18 protein-coding genes are annotated in these 22,229 nt (G+C 72.8%); 3 read left to right on the top strand and 15 right to left on the bottom strand.

The annotated features are described in order from the left end of the window. Window positions 1-117: 117 nt before the first annotated feature. Complete coding sequence (locus tag MTF69_RS16925) at window positions 118-615, top strand: MarR family winged helix-turn-helix transcriptional regulator (RefSeq protein WP_243335294.1); 498 nt, start codon at window positions 118-120, stop codon at window positions 613-615. Here the strand turns inward: MTF69_RS16925 and MTF69_RS16930 are convergent. From MTF69_RS16930 to rsmI, 14 genes are all read right to left on the bottom strand, one after another. Further along, window positions 574-1,359 carry a response regulator transcription factor gene (locus MTF69_RS16930; RefSeq protein ID WP_243335296.1) on the bottom strand — a complete coding sequence of 262 codons (786 nt, stop codon included), beginning with the start codon at window positions 1,357-1,359 and terminating at the stop codon, window positions 574-576. The genes MTF69_RS16925 and MTF69_RS16930 overlap by 42 nt on opposite strands. Window positions 1,360-1,835: 476 nt before the next feature. Further along, window positions 1,836-2,810 carry a UDP-glucose 4-epimerase GalE gene (galE, locus tag MTF69_RS16935; RefSeq protein WP_243335298.1) on the bottom strand — a complete coding sequence of 325 codons (975 nt, stop codon included), beginning with the start codon at window positions 2,808-2,810 and terminating at the stop codon, window positions 1,836-1,838. A 97-nt stretch (window positions 2,811-2,907) separates the two neighbouring features. Next, window positions 2,908-3,597 carry a LuxR C-terminal-related transcriptional regulator gene (locus MTF69_RS16940; RefSeq protein WP_243335628.1) on the bottom strand — a complete coding sequence of 230 codons (690 nt, stop codon included), beginning with the start codon at window positions 3,595-3,597 and terminating at the stop codon, window positions 2,908-2,910. Window positions 3,598-3,746: 149 nt separating this feature from the next. Next, the gene (locus tag MTF69_RS16945) at window positions 3,747-4,163 is read right to left on the bottom strand and encodes a hypothetical protein (RefSeq protein ID WP_243335299.1); all 417 of its coding nucleotides are present in this window, start codon (window positions 4,161-4,163) and stop codon (window positions 3,747-3,749) included. 127 nt (window positions 4,164-4,290) lie between these two features. Next, window positions 4,291-6,054 (bottom strand): PQQ-binding-like beta-propeller repeat protein, encoded by a 1,764-nt coding sequence (locus MTF69_RS16950; RefSeq protein WP_243335301.1) that lies wholly within the window; start codon window positions 6,052-6,054, stop codon window positions 4,291-4,293. A gap of 70 nt (window positions 6,055-6,124) precedes the next feature. Beyond that, window positions 6,125-7,837 carry a PQQ-binding-like beta-propeller repeat protein gene (locus MTF69_RS42885; protein WP_279345862.1) on the bottom strand — a complete coding sequence of 571 codons (1,713 nt, stop codon included), beginning with the start codon at window positions 7,835-7,837 and terminating at the stop codon, window positions 6,125-6,127. A 163-nt stretch (window positions 7,838-8,000) separates the two neighbouring features. Continuing rightward, window positions 8,001-9,800, bottom strand: coding sequence for an ABC-F family ATP-binding cassette domain-containing protein (locus MTF69_RS16965; RefSeq protein ID WP_243335303.1), 1,800 nt, complete (start codon window positions 9,798-9,800; stop codon window positions 8,001-8,003). A 41-nt stretch (window positions 9,801-9,841) separates the two neighbouring features. Beyond that, window positions 9,842-11,191, bottom strand: a complete 1,350-nt coding sequence (locus MTF69_RS16970; protein WP_243335305.1) for an acyltransferase family protein — start codon at window positions 11,189-11,191, stop codon at window positions 9,842-9,844. Between the two features lie 431 nt (window positions 11,192-11,622). Next, entirely contained in the window at window positions 11,623-12,519 is an 897-nt protein-coding gene (locus tag MTF69_RS16975; protein ID WP_243335307.1) for a 4-(cytidine 5'-diphospho)-2-C-methyl-D-erythritol kinase, read from the bottom strand. After that, entirely contained in the window at window positions 12,516-13,436 is a 921-nt protein-coding gene (gene rsmA, locus MTF69_RS16980; protein WP_243335632.1) for a 16S rRNA (adenine(1518)-N(6)/adenine(1519)-N(6))-dimethyltransferase RsmA, read from the bottom strand. Before rsmA ends, MTF69_RS16975 begins: the two co-directional genes overlap by 4 nt. Window positions 13,437-13,465: 29 nt before the next feature. Continuing rightward, window positions 13,466-14,938 (bottom strand): ubiquitin-like domain-containing protein, encoded by a 1,473-nt coding sequence (locus MTF69_RS16985; protein ID WP_374323267.1) that lies wholly within the window; start codon window positions 14,936-14,938, stop codon window positions 13,466-13,468. Window positions 14,939-15,386: 448 nt separating this feature from the next. Beyond that, on the bottom strand, window positions 15,387-16,265 hold the full coding sequence (locus MTF69_RS16990) for a TatD family hydrolase (RefSeq protein ID WP_243335313.1): 879 nt from the start codon (window positions 16,263-16,265) through the stop codon (window positions 15,387-15,389). A gap of 10 nt (window positions 16,266-16,275) precedes the next feature. Continuing rightward, window positions 16,276-16,656: a hypothetical protein gene (locus MTF69_RS16995; RefSeq protein WP_243335633.1), complete on the bottom strand. Its 381-nt coding sequence runs from the start codon at window positions 16,654-16,656 to the stop codon at window positions 16,276-16,278. 289 nt (window positions 16,657-16,945) lie between these two features. Further along, window positions 16,946-17,830, bottom strand: a complete 885-nt coding sequence (rsmI, locus tag MTF69_RS17000) for a 16S rRNA (cytidine(1402)-2'-O)-methyltransferase (RefSeq protein WP_243335635.1) — start codon at window positions 17,828-17,830, stop codon at window positions 16,946-16,948. A gap of 157 nt (window positions 17,831-17,987) precedes the next feature. Here rsmI and MTF69_RS17005 point away from each other — a divergent pair, with 157 nt between their 5' ends. Both MTF69_RS17005 and MTF69_RS17010 read left to right on the top strand, forming a co-directional pair. Further along, window positions 17,988-19,769: a dolichyl-phosphate-mannose--protein mannosyltransferase gene (locus tag MTF69_RS17005; RefSeq protein WP_374323216.1), complete on the top strand. Its 1,782-nt coding sequence runs from the start codon at window positions 17,988-17,990 to the stop codon at window positions 19,767-19,769. Between the two features lie 143 nt (window positions 19,770-19,912). After that, complete coding sequence (locus tag MTF69_RS17010; protein ID WP_243335315.1) at window positions 19,913-21,556, top strand: penicillin-binding transpeptidase domain-containing protein; 1,644 nt, start codon at window positions 19,913-19,915, stop codon at window positions 21,554-21,556. A 133-nt stretch (window positions 21,557-21,689) separates the two neighbouring features. On the opposite strand, the gene MTF69_RS17015 is transcribed toward MTF69_RS17010, so the two are convergent. Further along, window positions 21,690-22,163, bottom strand: coding sequence for a YbaK/EbsC family protein (locus MTF69_RS17015; protein WP_243335316.1), 474 nt, complete (start codon window positions 22,161-22,163; stop codon window positions 21,690-21,692). Window positions 22,164-22,229: the final 66 nt, after the last annotated feature.

The following is a 22,229-nucleotide window of genomic DNA, read 5'->3' on the forward strand; positions in this document are numbered from 1 at the left end:
CTCCGGCCCCCTCCATGCCCATGGTGGCGGAAAATATATCTCGACGTCAAGATACTCGGAACCGAGATACTCGATTTAAAGAGACTTCACATCGACAGACCCTTTACACTGATCCGCATGGAGGACGAGGTCGACCGACTGGTCGCGGCATGGCGGCGGGAACGCCCTGACCTCGACGTGGAACCACTCGAGGTGCTCAGCCGCGTCAGCAGGCTCGCGCGGCACCTCGACCGCGCCCGCCGGCTGGCCTTCTCCGAGCACGGCCTGGAGCCCTGGGAGTTCGACGTCCTGACCTCGCTGCGTCGGGCCGGCGCGCCCTACCAGCTCTCCCCCGGCCAGTTGCTGACGCAGACCCTGGTGACCTCCGGGACCATGACCAACCGTATCGACCGGCTCGCCAAGAAGGGCCTCGTCGAACGGCTGCCGGACCCCAACGACCGCCGCGGGGTCCTGGTGCGCCTCAGCCCCGAGGGGCGCGACCGCGCCGACCAGGCGCTCGCCGGGCTGCTGGCCCAGGAACGGGCGATCCTGGCCCAGCTCTCGCGGACGCAGCGCGGCGATCTCGCCGGGCTGCTACGCCAGTTGACCGCTCCGTTCGACAACATCCCCGGCTAGCCCCTGCCCCGGCAGTCCCGGCAGGTCGGCGGGGCGTACGCCGGCCCGGCGGGCCAGGGCGACCGCCGCGAGCGTGGAGTGCACGCCCAGCTTGCCCAGCACGTTCTGCATGTGGGTGCGGACGGTGTGCGGGGAGAGGAACAGCCGCGCGGCCACGTCCTTGCGGCCCAGCCCCGCCACCATGCAGCGCAGCACCTCGTGTTCCCTGGGCGTGAGGGACTCCACCAGCCGTTCGCTGTCGGTACGGTGCTTGCGCGCCGCGGTCAGTTCGCGGAGCACCCCGGTGAGCAGCGCGGGCGGCAGGTGCGTCTCCTCGCGCAGGACTCCGCGGATGACGGCCAGGAGCCGCGAGAGCGAGCTGTCCTTGGCCACCCAGCCCGAGGCCCCCGCCTGGAGCGCGAGGGCGGCCCGGCGTGCGTCGTCGCGCTCGGCGAGTACGACCGTACGGAGCTCGGGATGGGACACCCGTACGCCTGCCACCAGTGCGATCCCGTCGGCGGTGGGTGGGGCGGAGCCGGACTCCCGCTGGGCCGGGACGCCCGCGGAGACGGCGGCCAGGTCGGAGTCGACCAGCAGGACGTCGAAGCGGCGCCCCTCGGCCACCGCACGTTCGAGGCAGCGCTGCGCGGCGGGGCCGCTGCCGGCCGCGGAGACGTCCACGTCCGGTTCGGCCGCGAGCGCGGCGGCGAGAGATTCGGCGAAGATGCGGTGATCGTCGACCACGAGTACCCGGATACGGACCACAAAACCCCCAAGGGTCGGGGAACGGACGACTGCGGGTACGACGCCCGGACCGGGTGATCCGCAGGCGCCGCGGCCGCCGCCGTGACATCTCTGCACTACCCCGGACCGGACGTCGTACCCGACTTGTCTCGACCCCTGAATCAACACCGGCCCCCACCGGTGTCACGCATCAGCGTAGGGCCGGGGTCGACTCGTGGTTGGCCGAATTGCAGAAGTTTTCCGAGCGATTTTCCGGCGAGGCGCTTCCGGAGGGGCTCCGGGGTGGCTTGAAATCGACTGCTTACCGCCTGCGGAAGTCCCGTTCCGTGCGGTCGTGTGCCGCGGGCAGTTGCACGAGGGGTATTTCACTCGGCGTGCGCACGCCGGGCGCCCGCGCGCAGCGCCCGGCGAGGGCGCGCCCGGAACGCACGCGCGCCCCCGCTCCGGTGGGGGCGGGGGCGCGCGGGGCAGGGGTGGTGCGGGAGGTGCCTGCGGGCTCAGCCGCGCCGGGCGCGGGTGAAGTTCCAGGCGTCCGTCACGATGCCGGTGAGGTCCGAGCGGGTCGGGGCCCAGCCGAGGCGCTCGTGTGCCGTGCGGGCGGAGGCGACGAGGAAGGCCGGGTCGCCGGCCCGGCGGGGGGCCACGATCTCGGGAATCTCCTTCCCGGTGACCTTGCGGACCGTCTCGATGACCTCGCGGACCGAGAACCCGCCGCCGTTGCCGAGGTTGCACACCAGGTGCTCCCCCTCGGCGGCGACCCGCAGCGCGGCCAGGTGGGCCTCGGCCAGGTCGGCGACGTGGATGTAGTCCCGTACGCAGGTGCCGTCCGGGGTCGGGTAGTCCTCGCCGAACACGGAGATCGACTCCCGCTCGCCGAGGGCCACTTGCAGCACCAGCGGGATCAGGTGGGTCTCGGGGTCGTGCAGCTCGCCGAACCGTCCGTACGCCCCGGCCACGTTGAAGTAGCGCAGCGAGACCGCCGCGAGGCCGTGCGCCACGCACTCCCCCGCGATCATGTGGTCGACGGCCAGCTTCGAGGCCCCGTACGGGTTGGTGGGGGCCGTCGCCGAGGACTCGGTCAACGGGCCGTCGCCGGGCTCGCCGTAGGTGGCCGCGGTGGAGGAGAACACCAGCCGGCGCACGCCCGCCCCGCGCATCGCGGCCAGCAGGGCCAGCGTGCCGCCGACGTTGTTCTCCCAGTACTTGCCGGGGTTCACCACGGATTCGCCGACCTGCGAGGAGGCCGCGAAGTGCAGGACCCCGTCGTAGGAGGGGTCCAGGTACTCGGCGGCGTCCTGGATGCGGCCCTCGATGAACGCGGCGCCGGCCGGCACCCCGGAACGGAAGCCGGTGGAGAGGTCGTCGAGGACGGTGACCTCGTGGCCCGCCTCGAGGAGGTGCGCGGCGACCACCCCGCCCACGTATCCGGCTCCGCCGGTGACCAGGTACTTCGAAGACGCCGTCTCGCTCACGTGCCTACTGCCTCTCGCCGGGGAAACGCACGCACCGTGCGCGTGCTGGTCACCGGCATACCCGAATCCGCGCCGCCGGGGAAATCCCCGGCCCGGATCAGGGCCGGGCGCCCCCGGACGGCGGCGGTCCGGCCCGGTCCAGCAGACCGGTACGGGCGGCCAGCGCGGCCGCCTCCAGCCGCGAGCCCACGCCCAGCTTCATCAGCACCCGCTGGACGTGCGTGCGCGCGGTGCTCGGCGCGATGGCCATGCCGGCGGCGATGAGCCGGGTGTCCTCGCCCTCGGCGACCCGGACCAGCACCTCCACCTCGCGCGGGGTGAGCAGTCGCAGCAGCCGACTGCCCTCGTCGTCGGGCTGGGCGGCGGGGTTGAGCAGCTCGGCGAAGGCCCCCTGCAACAGCTGCGGCGCGATGGCGACTTCCCCCGCCCGGGCCTTGGCCAGGGCCCGCTCCACGCCCTCGATGCGCTCGTCGTGGCGTACGTACCCCGAGGCGCCGGCCGCGAAGGCGGCGGCGATCCCGCGCGGGCTCGGCACCGGGCCCAGTACGACCACGGCGATCTGCGGACGCTCCCGCTTGATCCGGACGATCGGCTCGAAGACCCCGGGCTCGGCGGGCGTGGCGGTGCCCAGCAGGCAGACCTCCGGGGCGCGGCTGATGACCAGTTCGGCGGCGCCCGCGGCCGGGGCGGCGGCCGCCAGCACCCGGTGGCCGCGCAGTTTCAGGGCCGAGGCGAGCGCCTCGGCCAGCAGCCGGTGCTCGTCGACCACCATGACCCGTACGCCCATTGAGGCACCCACCCCCGCCCTTCTGACCCGGCAAGCTACACGCTTGTTCGACGGCGCGGTGCGGATACCGCGCAGAAGCCCCCGGAAGGACGGACCTTCCGGGGGCTTCGGGTGCAGTAGCGCGCCCAGGTCACCTGACGCAGCAGCGCCTAAATGTGGTTGTTCCAGATCCTGGTGGAGTACTCGCACTCCTCGTTGCCGGCATTGCTCGCACGGCACACTTCGATGCTGATCCACACGATTCCCGTACTGTCGTTCAGGTACGTAGTGGCCTCCGTGGTGGCACCCCAGCCTGACGCAGTCCGCCACGAGTAGTACTTGGTGCCTGCCCCCGTCCCCGCGACGACTCGCATCTTCGCGACCCGTCCGTCTTCCCGCGTGTCCTTTACCCAAAGGTAGATAGGTGCCGCACGGGTAGAACTCTCGAAACCGAAGTCGATCTTTCCCCATGCACCAGGGACATCTGCGGAGTTGCGGTGCTCCGCCGCCGCCGCGGGCCCGCTCATGAGCATCACTCCGGCAGCCGCCCCCGCGGCCACGCCCGCAACACGCCAAACCTTCTTCATCGGACCCCCTTGATGATTCACGCACTTGCGCACCACAAGGTATCTGCTCGAACAGGCAATCGACACGACTCCTCGCCAATCACCCTGTGCAAGAAGTGAACTTGAGGTGCGGCCACCGTAAGGCAGCTCAGCCAGTGGTGAAGGAGACGAAGGTGTAGTAAGGATCCGTTGCCACTGAGGACTTGCTCATGACCGCGGTCCGGGCGATGAAGAGCTTCCCGTTGCCGTAGCGATACTCGGCGGCGTTCGGCAGGAACTGGGTCTCGGCACGCTGCGACTCCCTGGTCGCCGGGTTCTGCATGAGGACGGTCTCCTTCATCGTCTTGCCGTCGATGGAGACGACCTGGCCGCCGCCGTCGTAGGGCGGTACCTTGTGGGCGATGAGGTTGGAGCCGTCCATGCGCAGCGGGTAGATCGTGTAGCGCTCGCCGGCGTCGGCGCGGTCGGCGGTCAGCTTGCCGGTCTCCAGGTCGAAGGAGACGATCTCGTTGGTGCGTCCGGAGTCGGTCGTGCCCTTGTGCTCCTCGGTCGGCAGGTAAAGCTTGCCGTTGCCGATGACCATGTTGGTGCAGTCCTCGACATCGGTGGCCCCGCACTCGGGGTTGTAGTTGCCCGAGGTGAGCGGGATACGCGTCTTGAGCTGGCCCGCGTCGTCGAGGACGAAGAGGTCGCTGACGCCGATGGCGTTCTTGGAGGTGTTGTTGACGTCCGCCGCGACGATCAGCGGCTTGGTGGAGACGATCTGGGCGAACTCCAGACCCGCGGGGAGCTTGTACGAGGACTTCTGCGCGCCGGTGACCGGGTCCAGGGCCTGGGCGGACAGCGTGTAGCCCGAGCTCTGGCCGCACCGACGGATCACGGCGAGGGCCGGGCCGCCGGCGTAGCCGAGGTCCTTGCAGTCATCCGCGTCGACCTTGGGCGTCCACAGGGGCTTGCCGTCGGCGAGGTTCCAGGCGGAGCCGCCGTACAGTCCGCCCGCGGCCACGGTCTGGCCGCTGACGGTGACCTCTTCGAATTGGATCGGCTTGTCGCCGCCGCCCTGGACCTTGGTCGTGGCCTTCCACAGCAGCTTGCCGGCGTTCAGGTCGATGACGCCGACCTGGTTGCACGGCTGGTGCTTCTTCTCGGCCGTCGGCAGGGTCTCGTCGAAGACGATCGCCGTCTTGTTGTCCGAGACCCAGCGGCTGGCCGCGCAGACGTTGGCGCCGAGCGGGATCTCCCACTTCTTGGCGCCGTCGGCCAGGTTGTAGCCGACGACCTTGCCCATGTCGGACTTGGCGTAGGTGGTGTCGGTGAGCCAGGAGCCGGGGATCTGGACGATCTCCTTCGACTCCGGCATCGGGACGTTGACCAGGGTCTTCGACTTGGTCTTGGCGGGCACCTTCTCGGTGCCGCCGCCGCCCGGGGCCTTGTCGCCGCCGGGGCTCGCGCTGCCGCCGGCCACGGGCTGGTTGCCGGAGCCCTCGCCCTCGCCCTCGCCCTCGCCCTCGCCGGAGACGTACCAGAAGCCGCCGCCGACGATGAGGACGATGGCCAGGAGGGCCGCGCCGACGATCATCAGCTGGGTGCGCACGTCATTGCCGCCGCTGGCGCCGCCGGCGGGGACCGCCGGGCCCTGGGCCGCGTACATGGGCGCGGTGACGGGCTGCGGCTGCTGCGGGTAGCCGTAGGCCTGCTCCTGCGGATACCCGTACGAGGCCTGCCCGGCGGGCGGCCCGGCCGGGACCGTCGGCGGCTGGGCCGGGGGCGGCGGCGGGGGCCCGGCCGGCATGGGCGGCATGGCCGGGGGCGCGGCCGGGGGCGGGGGCGCGGCGAAGCCGCCCGGCGGCTGGTCCTGCGGCGCGCCGAAACCGCCGGACGGCGGCTGGCTGGGGGGCGGCGGGGTACTCATCGGTGCTACTGCCTCTCGGTGGGCGGTTCGGCGGACTGCTGGGCGGACTGCTCGTTCTCGGGGCGGTCGCTCACTTGCCGAAGACCATCAGGAACTTCTCGCTCTTGTTCTGGGCCTGCAGATGGGAGGCGGAGACGAACAGCCGGCCGTCCACGTAGTCCACGATCGGGGAGAAGAAGGAGCTCTCCACCGGGGCGGCGGGGCCGGACGGGTTGCGCAGGACCGCGGTGGGCGTGCCCCCGCCCGCCGGGATCGTGAGGACCTCGCCGCCCTTCTCGCTCTGCGCCTCGCGGTAGACGACGACCTGGCCGCCCGCCGCCTTCAGCGGGGTCAGGGTGCGGCCCTCGCCGGCCGGGGTGCGCCATTTCACCTTGCCGGTGCCGAGGTCGAAGGCGACGATCTCGTTCGGCTGGCCGATGTCGGCCTTGGTGGGCAGGTAGAGGGTGTTCGCGTCCACGTAGGAGGAACCACAGCTCTGGATGGAGCGGTTGAAGAGGCCGCCGCAGCCGACCGGGAAGCTGCCCTCGCCGGAGACGGTGGCGCGCTGCTTGCCGTCGGGTCCGAGGACCACGATGGAGCGTTCCTTGGCTGCGTTGCCGAGGTCGAGGACGATCGGGTCCAGCGAGTAGACGTTCTTGACCTCGAAGCCCTTGGGGAGCTTGTAGATCCAGGTGGTCTTGCCGGTGGCCGGGTCGGCGTCCATGACCTGGACCGTCTTGTCGGCGTCCTGGCAGGTCGCGATGGCGAGCATCTTGCCGTTCATGGCGGCGAAGTCGCCGGGCTGGCAACCCTGTTCCACCTTGTTGTCGAAGAGCTTGTCCCCGGTGCTGACCTTGAACGCGCTGCTCGTGCCCATCCGGTTGACGACGAGGGAGTCACCGGCGAGGGCGAGGTCCGGGTTGGAGAAGATGTCGAAGAGGTGTTCCTTCGGGACCTCCTTCGACCATCCCTCCTTGCCGGCCTTGAGGTCGATCATCCGCATCTGGTTGCAGTCGGCGGTGTTGGACTCGCCGTTCTTGTACATGACGACGGTCTTGCCGTCCGCGGTCATGTCGCCGACCCCGCAGATCATGGTGGGGAGGGTGAGGGTCCACTTCTCCTTGCCGTCCTTGACCCCGTAGCCGGTGACCGACTTCCAGAGGGTCTTGACGACGGTGTCGCCGACGATCCACTGCCCCTTGGAGTCGACGCCCGAGCCGGGGCCGTCGATCTTGCTGCTCTTGAACCAGAGGACCTTGTCCTCGCCCTGCTTGCGGCCGGCGTTGAGGTCCTCTTCCTCCTCACCGCCGTTTCCGCTGCCGTCGCCCTTGTCCACGGAGGCGGAGGCGGAGGGCGAGGCCTTGTCGTCGGCGGGCGGCGTGGTGTCCTGCCCGATCACCTTGTCGGAGCCCTTGTCCTTGCCGGCGAAGAACGCGAAGTAGCCGCCGGTGCCCAGGACGAGCACGCCGGCGACGGCAGCCGCGATCAGCACGGCGAGCTTCTTCTTCGGCCCGCCGGGCGGCCCGGGCGGCATGCCGGGGGCGCCGGGCATGTGCGGGGGCGGCGGCGGGAAGCCGTAGCCCCCGGGCGGCTGCTGGCCGTACGGGCCCTGCGGCTGCTGGCCGTACGGTCCCGCCGGCTGGGGCTGCTGGGGCTGCTGCGGCTGGGGCTGGGGCTGGGGCTGCTGCGCGTACGGGTTCTCGCCCTGCGGCGGGAAGCCGTAACCGGGCTGCGGGGGCCCCGGCAGGTGTCCGTAACCGGAGGGGTTCGGCGGCTGGTTCGGCGGCTGGGGCGGCTCGGTCATCAGCGCATACCTTCGGCTTCGGGTGTGGGAGGAAGCCCTTTCTATCACTGACGACGAGAAGCGCGCCGGGCCGGTCCGACCCCTGTTCCCAAGGGAGGACCGGCCCGTGATGCGGCCGTTATCGGCCAGTTGGGGCGCGCGGGCCCCGACGGCGCGGGGCGCCCTACGCCTCTTCGGCGAGCTCCAGCCAGCGCATCTCCAACTCGTCGCGGCCCGAGATGAGTTCCCGCAGCTCGGCGTCGAGCTTGGCGACCTTGTCGAAGTCGGTGGAGTTCTCGGCGATCTGCGCGTGCAGACTGCTCTCGCGGTCCGTCATCTTGTTGAGCTGCCGCTCGATCTTCTGCAGCTCCTTCTTCGCGGCGCGCGCGTCCCCGGAGGCCGAGGACTTTCCGGCGGCGGCCGGGGCGGGCGCCGGAGCGGCCGCCTCGATCATCTTCTGGCGGCGCTCCAGGTACTCGTCGAGGCCGCGCGGCAGCATCCGCAGGCTCGCGTCGCCCAGCAGCGCCATGACCGTGTCGGTGGTGCGCTCGATGAAGAACCGGTCGTGCGAGATCACGATCATCGACCCGGGCCAGCCGTCGAGGAGGTCCTCCAGCTGGGTCAGGGTCTCGATGTCGAGGTCGTTGGTGGGCTCGTCGAGGAAGAGGACGTTGGGCTCGTCCATCAGCAGGCGCAGGATCTGCAGCCGGCGCCGCTCACCACCGGAGAGGTCGCCGACCGGCGTCCACTGCTTCTCCTTGGTGAAGCCGAACTGCTCGCACAGCTGCCCCGCCGTCATCTCGCGGCCCTGGCCGAGGTCGACCCGGTCGCGCACGCGCTGGACGGCCTCCAGGACGCGCAGGGACGGGTCGAGCTCGCCGACCTCCTGCGAGAGGTAGGCCAGCTTGACGGTCTTGCCGACGGACACGGACCCGGCGGCCGGCTGGACCTCGCCCTGGGTGCGGGCGGCCTCGGCGAGGGCGCGCAGCAGGGAGGTCTTGCCGGCGCCGTTGACGCCGACGAGACCGACGCGGTCGCCGGGGCCCAGGTGCCAGGTGAGGTGCTTGAGGAGGGTCTTGGGGCCGGCCTGGACGGTGACGTTCTCCAGGTCGAAGACCGTCTTGCCGAGGCGGGCGTTGGCGAACTTCATCAGCTCGGACTTGTCGCGCGGCGGCGGCACGTCGGCGATCAGCTCGTTGGCGGCCTCGATGCGGTAGCGCGGCTTGGAGGTCCGGGCCGGGGCGCCGCGGCGCAGCCAGGCGAGCTCCTTGCGCATCAGGTTCTGCCGCTTGGACTCCTCGGTCGCGGCGATGCGGTCGCGCTCCGCGCGGGCGAAGACGTAGTCGCTGTAGCCGCCCTCGTACTCGTGGACGTCACCGCGCTGCACGTCCCACATGCGGGTGCAGACCTGGTCGAGGAACCACCGGTCGTGGGTGACGCAGACGAGCGCGGAGCGGCGTTCCTGGAGGTGCTTGGCCAGCCAGGAGATGCCCTCGACGTCGAGGTGGTTGGTGGGCTCGTCGAGTACGAGCAGGTCCTGGTCGGCGATGAGCAGCTGGGCGAGCGCGATGCGGCGCCGCTCGCCACCGGAGAGCGGGCCGATGACGGTGTCGAGGCCCTGCCCGAAGCCGGGCAGGTCGAGCCCGCCGAAGAGGCCGGTCAGCACGTCGCGGATCTTGGCGTTGCCGGCCCATTCGTGGTCGGCCATGTCCCGGATGATCTCGTGCCGGATGGTGGCCGTCGGATCCAGGGAGTCGTGCTGGGTGAGCACGCCCATGCGCAGTCCGCTGTTCTGGGTGACCCGGCCGGTGTCGGGTTCCTCCAGCTTGGCGAGCATGCGGATGAGGGTGGTCTTGCCGTCGCCGTTGCGGCCTACGACACCGATCCGGTCCCCCTCGGATACGCCGAGGGAGATGCCGTCGAGCAGGGTACGGGTGCCGTACACCTTGCTGACTGCCTCGACATTGACCAGGTTGACGGCCATCAGGAGCGCTCCAGGGAAGGGGTGTGGATCAGCCCCTCAGCCTAACTCCGCGAAGTGCCGGACCGTTCCACCAGCAGCCAGCCGCCCAGCGCCATGCCGATCGCGGCGGGCGCGGTGACCGGGAGGGCGATCAGGGTGGCGCTGTGGCCTTCCAGGAGCCCGCCGAGGCCGGTCGTGGAGAGCCCGAGGACGCCGAGGAGGCAGAGCGCGGTGCCGAGGGCGGCGCGGGGGCCGGAACCGGGGCCGGGGCCGGGTCCGGGGCCGGGGCCGGGGTGCGCGGCGCTCCCGACTGGCGGCGCCTCGAAGCGCCGGAAGACCGCGACGAGTACGCCGGTCAGCGCGGCGGCGGCGAGGAACCGGACCGGGACCTGGGCCCACCAGGCCGCCCCGGCGGGCTCGGGCAGGGCGATGCCGAGCCCGAGCTGGGCGGCGTACACGGCCAGCATCGCGGTGAGGTGCCAGAGGAAGGCCGTCATCGCGACCCCGTTGGCGGCGACCACGCGCCGCCAGACCCGGGGCCGGGCCAGCCAGGCGGCGGCGGGGCCCCGGAGCAGCTCCACGGCGCCCACGAGCCAGATCCCGTGCGCGAGCAGGGCGAGGGTGGGCGGGGCCATGTTGGAGACCTTCTCCCCGGGCATCCCGACCATGGACAGCGGGTACGGCCCGTACGCCACCAGCAGGACGGCCCCGGCGAGCCCGGCGGCGGCGAGGGCGCCGGGACGGCGGAGCTGCCCACGGCCAGGGCCGGTGGCGCGCAGGAAGCCCAGCTGGTGGACGGCGAGCCAGACGAAGGCGAAGTTCAGGAACTCGGCGTACGGGACTCCGCCCGCGAAGCGCAGCAGATCGACGGCGGCGGCGGCCGCGGCCAGCGCCCCGAAGGCGGCCCAGCCGTAGCGCTCGTGCAGTCTCAGCAGGGGCGGGGTCAGGGCCACCATCGCGAGGTAGATCCCGATGAACCACAGCGGCTGCGTGACCAGCCGGAACGCGGCCCCCGACAGCCGGCCGCCGCCCCCGCCGAGGAGCTGCGCGCCGAGGGCGAGCACGGTCCAGACGGCGACGAACACGAGGGTGGGCCGCAGCAGCCGCCGGAGCCGGGCCCGCAGGAAGGCGGCGTAGACGGGGCCCTCGGTGCGGCGCGCGAGGGACCGGTAGGACAGGGCGTGCGAGAACCCGCCGACGAAGAAGAACACCGGCATCACCTGCAGCGCCCAGGTGAGCACCTGGAGCGGCGGCACGACGGCGAGCAGGTTCCCTATGCCGTCGCCGCTGACGGCGGCCATCAGCCAGTGCCCGGCGATGACGGTCCCGAGCGAGGCGACCCGGAGCAGGTCGACGTAGCGGTCCCGCGTGGCGGGGGTGGCGGCGGCGATGTCCCTTGCGGTGGCTCCCATGGGGCCTACGCTCCCGCGCGGGCCTCCGCGGCGACAGGGCGCGCGTACTCACTCCCGCCTAGGTACCCCGGTCTCCGCCCCGAGCCCCCCTTCGCTGCACCGAGCTTCCCCGGCGTGTACCGCTGCGCGGGGCGGAGTCCCCTACCCGCCCTTCCACCGTTCCCAGGGCTCCGCCCTGACCCGCCAGACCCCGCTCCTCAAACGCCGGAGGGGCTGAAAAATCCAGCCCCGCCGGCGTTTGAGGCGCGGGGGTGCGGGGGGTGGCCCCCGGAGCGGTGCCGCGCGCGGCAACGGGTCCGGGGCGGAGACCCGGGGAACGGGCGAAGGGCGGGTAGGGGACTTCGCGCCGCGCAGCGGCACACCCGGCGGGCGTGGGCTGCGCCGGCCACCACCAGCCCCGGGTCGGGGGCCCGGGCCCCCGACCCGGGGGGTCAGAGGACGGTCGCGCCCGGGGCCGGGCTGGTGGCCAGGTGGGTGCTGCGGCAGGTGCCGGAGGCGTCGAGCGCGGCCGCAACCTTCGCCGCGGACTCCGCGTCGCGGACCAGGAAGGCCGTCGTGGGGCCGGAGCCGGAGACCAGCGCGGCCAGCGCCCCGGCGTCCGCGCCCGCCGCGAGGGTCTCGGCCAGCGACGGCCGCAGCGAAAGGGCGGCGGGCTGGAGCCCGTTGGCCAGGGTGGCGGCCAGCGCGTCCGGGTCACCGGAGGCCAGGGCCGCGAGGAGGGCCGGGGAGGCCTGCGGAGCGGGCACCTCCGTACCGGCGGTGAGCCGGTCGAACTCGCGGAACACCGCCGGGGTCGAGAGCCCGCCGTCGGCCACCGCGAACACCCAGTGGAAGGCGCCGGCGGCCACCGGGGTCAGGATCTCCCCGCGCCCGGTGCCCAGCGCCGCCCCGCCGACCAGGCTGAACGGCACGTCGCTGCCCAGCTCCGCGCAGAGGTCGAGGAGCTCCCCGACCGGGGTCTTCAGACCCCACAGGGCGTCGCAGGCGAGCAGGGCGGCCGCCCCGTCGGCGCTGCCGCCGGCCATGCCGCCCGCCACCGGGATCCGCTTCTCGATGTGGAGGTGAACGTCGGGGCGCAGTCCGGCCCGCTCCGCCAGGATCTCCGCGGCCCGGGCCGCGAGGTTGGTGCGGTCGAGCGGCACCTTGTCGGCGTCCGGGCCGGCGCAGGTCACCGTCAGCTCGTCGGCGGTGGTCGCGGTGACCTCGTCGTAGAGGGAGACGGCCAGGAAGACGTTCGCGAGGTCGTGGAAGCCGTCCGGCCGGGCCGCGCCCACCGCCAGCTGGACGTTGACCTTCGCGGGGACCCGTACGGTGACCGACCCGCTCACAGCGCGGGCCTCTGGGCGGCGGGCTTGTGCTCGGCGATCGCCGCGAACTCCTCCACCGTGAGGGATTCGCCGCGGGCCTGCGGGGAGACACCGGCGGCGACCAGCGCCGCCTCGGCGCCCGCCGCGGACCCGGCCCAGCCGGACAGCGCCGCGCGCAGCGTCTTGCGGCGCTGGGCGAAGGCCGCGTCGACGACCGCGAAGACCTCGGCCTTGGTCGCGGTGGTCTTGACCGGCTCCGCCCGGCGGACCAGGGAGACGAGTCCGGAGTCGACGTTCGGCGCGGGCCAGAAGACCTTGCGGCCGATGGCACCGGCCCGCTTGACGTCCGCGTACCAGTTGGCCTTGACGGAGGGGACCCCGTACACCTTGTTGCCGGGCTCGGCGGCCAGCCGGTCGGCGACCTCGGCCTGCACCATGACCAGGGTCCGCTCGATGCTGGGGAAGCGGTCGAGCATGGTGAGCAGGACCGGCACGGCCACGTTGTAGGGGAGGTTCGCGACGAGCGCGGTCGGCGGCGGCCCGGGCAGCTCCTTGACCAGCATCGCGTCGGAGTGGACCAGCGCGAAGCGGTCCTTGCGCTCCGGCATCCGCGCCTCGATGGTGGCGGGCAGCGCGGCGGCCAGGATGTCGTCGATCTCGACGGCGACGACCCGGTCGGCGGCCTCCAGCAGTGCGAGCGTCAGCGAGCCCAGTCCGGGACCGACCTCGACGACGACGTCGTCCGGCCGGACCTCGGCGGTGCGCACGATGCGGCGCACCGTGTTGGCGTCGATGACGAAGTTCTGGCCCTTCTGCTTCGTCGGCCGTACGCCGAGTACGGCGGCCAGCTCCCGGATGTCGGCCGCGCCGAGGAGGGCGGAGGTCTCGGGCGCGGACGTCTGGGGCGCGGAGGTCTCCGGCGCGGAGGTCTCCGGCACGGTGCTTTCGGGCTGCTGCTCTGCGGTGCTCACCGATAAAGGGTACGGCCGCAGTGTGGCCAGGGACTCGCCCCCCGCTGTACGTAGAGCTTCTTCGCCCGGTACGTCTGTTCCGGGCCCGAAGCGTCCTGCGGGCGGCCGCTGCCGCCGAGGGCCTGCCAGGTCTGTACGTCGAACTGGTAGAGCCCCCCGTAGGTCCCCGAGGGGTCCGTGGCGCCGGGCCGGCCGCCCGATTCGCAGCGGGCCAGCGCGCCCCAGTCGAGTCCGTCCGCGCCCTGGACGGAGGTCGGCAGCGGCTTGGTGCCGACCTTGACGAGCTGGCTGACGGGCTCGCGGACGGTCTCCTCGGCGAGCCTGCGGGGCTTCTGCCGGACCCCGTTGACGGTGCGCAGGCTGTACGTGACCCTGCGCGCCCCGGGCCGCCCCGAGCGCTCGACGACTTCGGTGCCGGCGAAGAGGGCGGGGTCCTTGACCCTCTCGGTCGCGTACGGGATGCGTTCCTCGCGGATCTCGCGGGTGCCGGTGATGCGGAGCACGGTGACGGTCTGGCCGTCGCGCGGGAAGGAGCCGGCGGGCACGGAGGTGGTGTCCTGGCCGTGGAGGGTGATCCCGGCTTCGTCGAGGGCCTCCTGGACGGTGGCGGCGTTGGTGCGGATCGCCCGCTCGCGGCCGTCGGCCATGAAGGTGATGCTGCGTTCGGTGCGGACGGCGAGGTTCAGGCCGGTCCGGGGGACGGGGGCGGTGCGGGGTGCGGAGAGGTAGGCGCCTTCGGCGCGGATGCCGAACTGGCGCAGTGCGCCGTCCACGGTGCGGGCGGTGGTCCACACCTCGCGCCGCTGTCCGTCGAGGGTCAGGCTCAGCGGGCGGCCGTAGCGCAGGACGATCTCGTCCCCGTCGTCGAGGACCTCCGCCCCGGCCGGGGCGACGAGGTCGTGGGGGCCGACGCCGAGCCCTTCGGCGGCGAGCAGCTCGTCCACGTCGTCGGCGAAGGTGTGCAGGGTCCGCGGGACTCCGTCGACGGTGAGGCGTACGGCCTTGTCGGCGGCGACGAAGGCGGTGGTGCCGCCCGCCAGGAAGGCCACGACCAGGGCCTGCGGCACGATGCGCCGCCAGGTGTCGCGCGGGGCGGGGGCGGCGCTCCTACGCCGCCTCGGACCGGGGCCGGGGCCAGGTCCGGGGCCGGGTCCGGGTCCGGGTCCGGGTCCGGGTCCGGGTCCGGGGCCGGGGCCGACGCCGGGGCCGGGGCCGACGCCGGGGCCGACGCCGGGGCTGGCCGGCGCGGGCACCGTGCCGAGTCCGCCCCCTCCCCTGCGCCGCCCGGTCCCCGCGGGGGCCGGTCCGGCTGCGGCCGCGGCGGCGGTGTCCGCTGACGCCACCGGCACGCTGCGACGCCGCCGGCCGCCGCCCCGGGGCGCCGGCACCCCGGGCTCCGAGTGCGGGCCCGGGGAGGACGGGTAAGGGTCCGCCTCCACACCCTGACCCCAGTACGGGTCCGTGTCCATGCCCGGGCTCCGGCCACGGTTCGCGTCCGCAGCCGGGCCTCGGTACGGGTCCGTGCCCGGGCTCCGGTACAGGTCCAGGTCCGGATCCGGGTCCACGCCCTGGCCCCGGTACGGGCCCCCGTACGACTCCGGGGCCGGATCCACGCCCGGATCCACGCCCCGGTCCGGGTACGGGTCCAGGTACGGGTCCAGGTCCATGCCCGGGCCCCGGTACGGATCCAGGTCCGGGCCGGGGCCCGGTTCCGTGGTCGGGTCCGGGGCCTCGGCCCAGGGGTCGCGGCCACCGGCCGGCCAGGCCACATCGCTCATCGCGCTCGCTCCACTGGTCCGTCCGGCTGCTTCGGGCACGGCACCCTAGCGGAGCGGTCGTCACGCTACAAAGCCGCACGGCTACGGAACGTGGCGAACGGGTGAGGCGGATCGGCGACGGCCCGGCCGGCCGGGGGCCTCAGTAAGCGAAGGCGCGAGCCGTATTGGCCGCCAGCGCCGTCGCCATGGCGTCCTCGTCGATGCCGCGGACCGCGGCCATCGCCCGTACGGTCAGCGGAATGAGATACGGCGCGTTGGGCCGTCCGCGGTACGGGGCCGGGGTGAGGTAGGGGGCGTCCGTCTCCACGAGCACCAGCTCCAGCGGGGCCACCGCGAGGGCTTCGCGCAGCGGCGCCGCGTTCTTGAAGGTGACGGTCCCGGCGAAGGACATGTAGTAGCCGGCGGCGGCGCACTCCCGGGCCATCTCCGCGTCGCCGGAGTAGCAGTGGAAGACGGTCCGCTCGGGGGCGCCCTCCTCGCGCAGGACGCGCAGCACGTCGGCGTGCGCCTCGCGGTCGTGGATGACCAGGGCCTTGCCCTGCCGCTTGGCGATCTCGATGTGCGCGCGGAAGGAACGCTCCTGCGCGGCCATGCCCTCCGGGCCGGTCCGGAAGTAGTCGAGTCCGGTCTCGCCGACCGCCTTCACGTGCGCGAGGGCCGCCAGGGCTTCGATCTCGGCGAGCGCGTCGTCGAGCGCGGCCTCGCCGCCGCCCGTCCGGGCGCCCTGCCGCGACCAGCCGTCGGGGTCCCCGTGCACGATCCGGGGGGCTTCGTTGGGGTGCAGGGCCACGGCCGCGTGGACGTTGTCGTACGCGGCGGCGGTCTCGGCGGCCCAGCGGGAGCCCTTCACGTCGCAGCCCACCTGGACGACGGTGGTCACCCCGACGGAGGCGGCCTTGGCCAGGCCCTCCTCGACGGTGCCGGACTGCATGTCCAGGTGGGTGTGGGAGTCGGCGACCGCCACCCGGAGCGGTTCGGGCAGCGGGGGCGGCGCGTCGTTCGGCGTACTACGGCTCATACGGCCGATCTTATGACCGGCGGAAGAACCCCAGCAGCCGGGCCATCAGGCCGGGCCGTTCCACGTGGACCGGGCCGGGGGCGTCGTGCAGGGACGCCTTGCGGGGCTTGGGGGGCTTTGGGGCCCTTGCGGTGTACCCGGCGGGCACCGGGCCGGCGATCCCCGGGGCCGCGCGGTGGTGGTAGAGCTGGTCGAGCATGCCGATGACCGACTCGACCTGGCCCTCCCGCATGATCCGCACCACGTGGCCGCCACAGTTCATGCAGGTCGGGTTGGACAGGGGGGAGGGGACCCGCTCGCCGGCCGCCTTGTAGACGATGAACGGCAGGCCCCGGCCGTCGGTGTGGTGCTCTATCTCGTATCCCTGCTCCCAGCCGTATCCGCACTTCATGCACGCGAAGGAGTACGCCTCGTGCACGGTCGGCACGGCCTCGGGACCCGCCCCCGTCGCAGGGACGGCCGGTGCGGCCGGTGCGGCGACGGTTGAAGCGCTGGGTCCGGCGGGTTGGGGACGGGGTCGGGGTTCGGCGATCTCACTCATGCCAGCTCCTCTTGTTCCACTGCTGCCATTGCCAGTGGACGCCTCTTCCGGCGGGAGCGCATCAGGCCCTGTCTACTGTTGGACGGTCCTTGGGCGAGTCATGCCCCAAGCGCCCGGTGCGCGGTCTGAGCTTTGCTTTTCAGGTTAGCTCTTTACCGACCGACGGCGACTTTTGTGCCGCGTTCTTTGCCGCGACGACCGCGTCGAACACCTCGCGCTTGGGTACCCCGGCCTCGGCCGCGACCGCCGCGATGGCCTCCTTGCGCCGCTCCCCCGCCTCCTCGCGCACCCGTACCCGGTTCACGAGCTCCTCGGCGTCCACATCGCCGGGGGCCGCGGCCGAGGCGCCCTCGACGACCACGGTGATCTCCCCGCGCACGCCTTCGGCGGCCCAGGCGGCCAGCTCGCCGAGCCCGCCGCGCTTGATCTCCTCGTAGGTCTTGGTCAGCTCGCGGCAGACGGCGGCGCGCCGGTCGGCGCCGAAGACCTCGGCCATCGCGGCCAGGGTGTCGTCGAGCCGGTGCGGGGCCTCGAAGTAGACGAGGGTGCGGCGCTCGGCGGCGAGCTCGCGGAGCTTGCCGAGGCGCTCGCCGGCCTTGCGCGGCAGGAAGCCCTCGAAGCAGAAGCGGTCGACGGGCAGCCCGGAGAGGGCCAGCGCGGTGAGGACGGCGGAGGGCCCGGGGACGGCCGTGACCTTGATGTCCTTCTCCACGGCGGCGGCGACGAGCCGGTAGCCGGGGTCGGAGACCGAGGGCATGCCGGCGTCCGTGACCAGCAGGACGCGCTTGCCGGCCTCCAGGGCCTCGACCAGTTCGGGGGTCCGCGCGGACTCGTTGCCCTCGAAGTACGACAGGACGCGCCCGGTGGTGTGCACGCCGAGACCCTGCGTCAGCCTGCGCAGCCGACGGGTGTCCTCGGCGGCGATCACGTCGGCCCGCTCCAGCTCGGAGGCGAGCCGCGGCGGGGCGTCGGCGAGGTCGCCGATGGGCGTCCCGGCGAGGACGAGGACGCCCGCCCCGTGCACGTCGGAGGATGACGCCGTGGAGGGGGCCGGGGCGGGGGCTTCGGCGGAGCGGGGCTGGTCAGTGGTCACCGCCCCATCCTCTCAGCCGCCCCAACCGCCGCGCCCCACACTCCCGACCCCCTGGGTCCGGCACAGGGTCGTTCCCTACGATGTGCCGGTGACCAGTACCGCGACGCCGCCGCCCAGCCCTGCGGGGGCCCCGCCCGCCACCGAGGACGGGCCCGGCCCGGACCCCGCCGACCAGCCGTCCGCCTGGCTGCGCCGCCTGCGCGGCTTCGGCTACGTTCCGCCCGCCGGGGCGAAGCGGCAGTCGGACGTGCGCACCCGCCTGGTGCCCCCGTACGCACGGCCCTCCGCCCAGCTGTGGGCGCAGCTGGGGATCGGGCCGGCCGCGGCGGAGCGCTGGGAGCGGGTGCTGGCGTGGGCCGGTCCGCTGCTGGTGGCGCTGGTCGCGGGAGTGCTGCGGTTCGCCCATCTGGGCAGCCCGAAGGCGGTGATATTCGACGAGACGTACTACGCCAAGGACGCCTGGGCCACGGTCAAGCAGGGCTACGAGGCGAGCTGGCCCAAGGACATCGACAAGTCGATCCTCGCCAACCCCGACGGGGTCTCCCTCCCGCTGGACCCGGGCTACGTCGTGCACCCGCCGGTCGGCAAATGGGTGATCGGCCTGGGCGAGTGGATGTTCGGCTTCGACCCGTTCGGCTGGCGGTTCATGACCGCGCTGCTCGGCACGCTGTCCGTACTGATGCTGTGCCGCATCGGGCGGCGGCTGTTCCGCTCGACCTTCCTGGGCTGCCTGGCCGGTCTCCTGCTGGCGGTGGACGGGCTGCACCTGGTGATGAGCCGGACCGCGCTGCTCGACCTGGTGCTGATGTTCTTCGTGCTGGCGGCCTTCGGATCGCTGGTGATCGACCGGGACAAGGTGCGGGCCCGGCTCGCGGCGGCGCTCCCGGTGGACGAGGAGGGGCGGACCCGCCCGGACGCCCGGATCGCGGAGACGCTGAAGCTGGGCTGGCGCCCGTACCGGCTGCTGGCCGGGGTCTGCCTGGGCCTGGCCTTCGGCACGAAGTGGAACGGCCTGATCGTGCTGGCCTTCTTCGGCGTGATCATGGTCATGTGGGACGTGGCCGCGCGCCGCACGGCGGGCGCGGGGACCCCGTACGCGGCGATGATGCGCCACGACAACGTGCCCGGCTTCCTCTCCCTGGTCCCCGTGGCGATCTCGGTCTACGTGGCCTCGTGGCTCGGCTGGATCCTCTCCCCCGACAACGGCAAGGGCGGCTACTTCCGCGACTGGGCCGCCAAGAACGACCAGAACAGCACGTGGTCCTTCCTGCCGGAGTGGCTGCGGAGCCTGTGGCACTACGAGACGGAGGTCTACAAGTTCCACGTGGGCCTGACCTCGGGCCACACCTACGAGTCGAACCCGTGGAGCTGGCTGGTCCTGGGCCGTCCCGTCTCCTACTTCTACGAGTCCCCCGCACCCGGCACCGACGGCTGCCCGGCGACGGAGACCGCCAAGTGCGCGCGCGAGGTGCTGGCGCTCGGCACGCCGCTGCTGTGGTGGGCGGGCTGCTTCGCGCTGCTGTACGTGCTGTGGCGGTGGTTCTTCCGCCGCGACTGGCGGGCGGGCGCGATCGCGTGCGCGCTGGGCGCGGGCCTGCTGCCCTGGTTCAACTACCAGGAGCGGACCATCTTCTTCTTCTACGCGGTGGTCTTCGTCCCGTACCTGTGCCTGGCGGTGGCCATGATGATCGGCGCCCTGCTGGGCCCGGCCGGCTCCTCGGAACGCCGCCGCGCCCTGGGGGCGGTGGCGGCGGGCGTGCTGGTGCTCCTGATCGTGTGGAACTTCATCTATTTCTGGCCGATCTACACCGGCCAGACCATCCCGATGGATTCCTGGCAGAACCGGATGTGGCTGGAAACCTGGGTATAGCGGGACCGCTGTGATCCCGGGCGCCCAGGACAACCAAACCCCTGAACCGTTTGTCTGTTCGACGTAAGGTCTACTCCACGGACTCCTTGAACGTGTTCAGCGTTCAGGGGCCGGGGGCGGGACACACGGGAACGGGGAGAGGGATGAACGGGGCTGCAAAGGGTGCCATCGTCGGCGGGGCGTTCCTCGCGATGGTGGGCGGGACCGCATACGGGGTGTACTCGCTGGTGGGGGACGCCCGCGACAGCGACGCGCAGAGCACGAGCACGACCGGCCCGGCGGTGCCCGCCAAGGGCAGTGGGCCGGTCGGCGACAAGGACGCCGCGGCGACCGCCAAGGCGTTCTTCGCCGCGTGGGCGGCCGGGGACGCCCGGGCGGGGGCCGACCTGACGAACAATCCGGCGGAGGCGCAGGGCGCCCTCGGTGATTTCACGGCCAAGGCCTACGTGTCCAAGGTCGCGATCACCCCCGGTTCCCAGACCGGGACCACGGTGGCGTACTCCGTCGCGGCGGAGGTCACCTACGAGGGTGTCACCAAGCCCCTCTCCTACGAGTCCAAGCTGACCGTGGTCCGCGGCAACACCACCGGGCTGCCGCTCGTCGACTGGGAGCCCTCGGTGCTCCACCCGGAGCTGCAGAAGGGCGAGAAGCTGCGCGGCGGCGCCCCGGCCAACCCGCCGGTCAAGGCCGTCGACCGCAAGGGCAGGGAGCTGACGGCGGAGAAGTACCCGTCGCTGCGCCCGGTGCTCGACAGCCTGCGCAAGACGTACGGGGAGCGGCAGGGCGGCAAGGTCGGCGCCGAGCTGTGGATCGAGCCGGCCGCCCAGGACGCACCCCGGCGGACCCTGCTGACGCTGGTCGAGGGGAAGGCGGGGCAGATCGAGACCGTCCTGGACGCGGACGTCCAGGCGGCGGCCGAGAAGGCGGTCCTGAAGTTCCCGCAGGCCTCGGTGGTCGCCGTCCAGCCGAGTACCGGGAACGTCCTGGCCGTCGCCGACCACCGCGGGGACGGCTTTCCCGCGTCCCTCAGCGGAGCCCGCGCGCCCGGCTCCACGATGAAGATCGTGACCGGCGCGATGCTGCTCGACCGGGGTCTGGTGGCGGCGGACCGGGTCGCCGAATGCCCGGCGGAGGTGACGTGGGAGGGCAAGGCCTTCACGAACCTGAAGGGTTTCAAGCTCGACGGGGAGACCTTCGCGACGAGCTTCGCCCAGTCCTGCAACACCGCCTTCATCAAGCAGATCAAGCCGGTCGACGACGACGACGCGCTCCCGAAGGAGGCCCGTGAGGTCTTCGGCATCGGCGAGGGCATCGAGTGGAAGGTCGGCGTGCCCACCGTCGACGGCAAGGTCCCGGACGCGACCGGTCCGGCGGCGGCCGCCGCGTACATCGGCCAGGGCCAGATCCAGATGAACCCGCTGACGATGGCCTCGATCACGGCGACCGCCCGCACCGGGGTGTTCCGCCAGCCGGTGGTCGTCAAGGCCTCGCTGGACGGCCGCACGCTCGCCAAGGCCACCCGGAAGATGAAGCCGTCGGTGGCCGCGCAGCTGGTGCGGATGATGAAGCTGACGGCCACCGGGGGCACGGCCCAGGGGGCGATGTCCGCGGTCCACGGCTCCGACAAGGGCGCGAAGACCGGCTCGGCGGAGGTCGACGGGGCGCAGAACCCGGACAGCTGGTTCACCGGCTTCAGCGGCGACGTGGCGGCCGCGGCGATGGTCGAGGGCGGCGGCCACGGCGGCGACGCGGCGGGCCCGATCGTGGCGGCCGTCCTCTCCTTTTGACGCGCCGCTCGCACGCGTCGGCCCTGGCGGGCCTCCTCGGCTTCGCGCCGCTGCGCCGGACTCCGTCCGTCGGCCGGCCTGTCGCGCCTGCACGCGGCGGCCGCCCTGCACGGGCCTGTGACAGCTCCGGCGCTCAGCCCTCCCGTACGTCGGCCAGCGCGGCCCCCGCGTGCCGGATCAGCTCGCGCGGGTCCATGGGAAACACCGTGTGCGGGGTCCCCGCGGCCGCCCAGACCACCTCGTGGGCCAGCAGGGAGCGGTCCGCGAGGACCCGGGTGCGGGTGCGGTGCCCGAACGGCGGCACCCCGCCGATGGCGTAGCCCGTGGTCTCCCGGACCAGGGCCGCGTCCGCCCGGGTCACGGCGCCCGCGCCGAGCTCGCGGCGCACCGCCTCCACGTCCACCCGGGACGCCCCGTCCATGAGCACCAGGACGGGGACCCCGTCGGCCGCGAAGATCAGCGATTTCACGATCTGGCTGAGCTCGCAGCCGATCGCGGTGGCCGCGTCGGCGGCGGTCCGGGTCCCGTCGGGGAAGCTCCGCACACCCGGATCAAGCCCCAGGGCGGCGAGTGCTTCGGCGAAGAGCGGATGCGCGATGGTCGTCATCCCCGCACGCTAGCGCTCCCCACCGGACCCCCGCGACGCACTTCTTTCAGCCGTCCGGCGTTTGAG

Origin of the sequence: Streptomyces sp. AP-93 (assembly GCF_022808175.1) — a bacterium.
GTDB lineage: Bacteria > Actinomycetota > Actinomycetes > Streptomycetales > Streptomycetaceae > Streptomyces.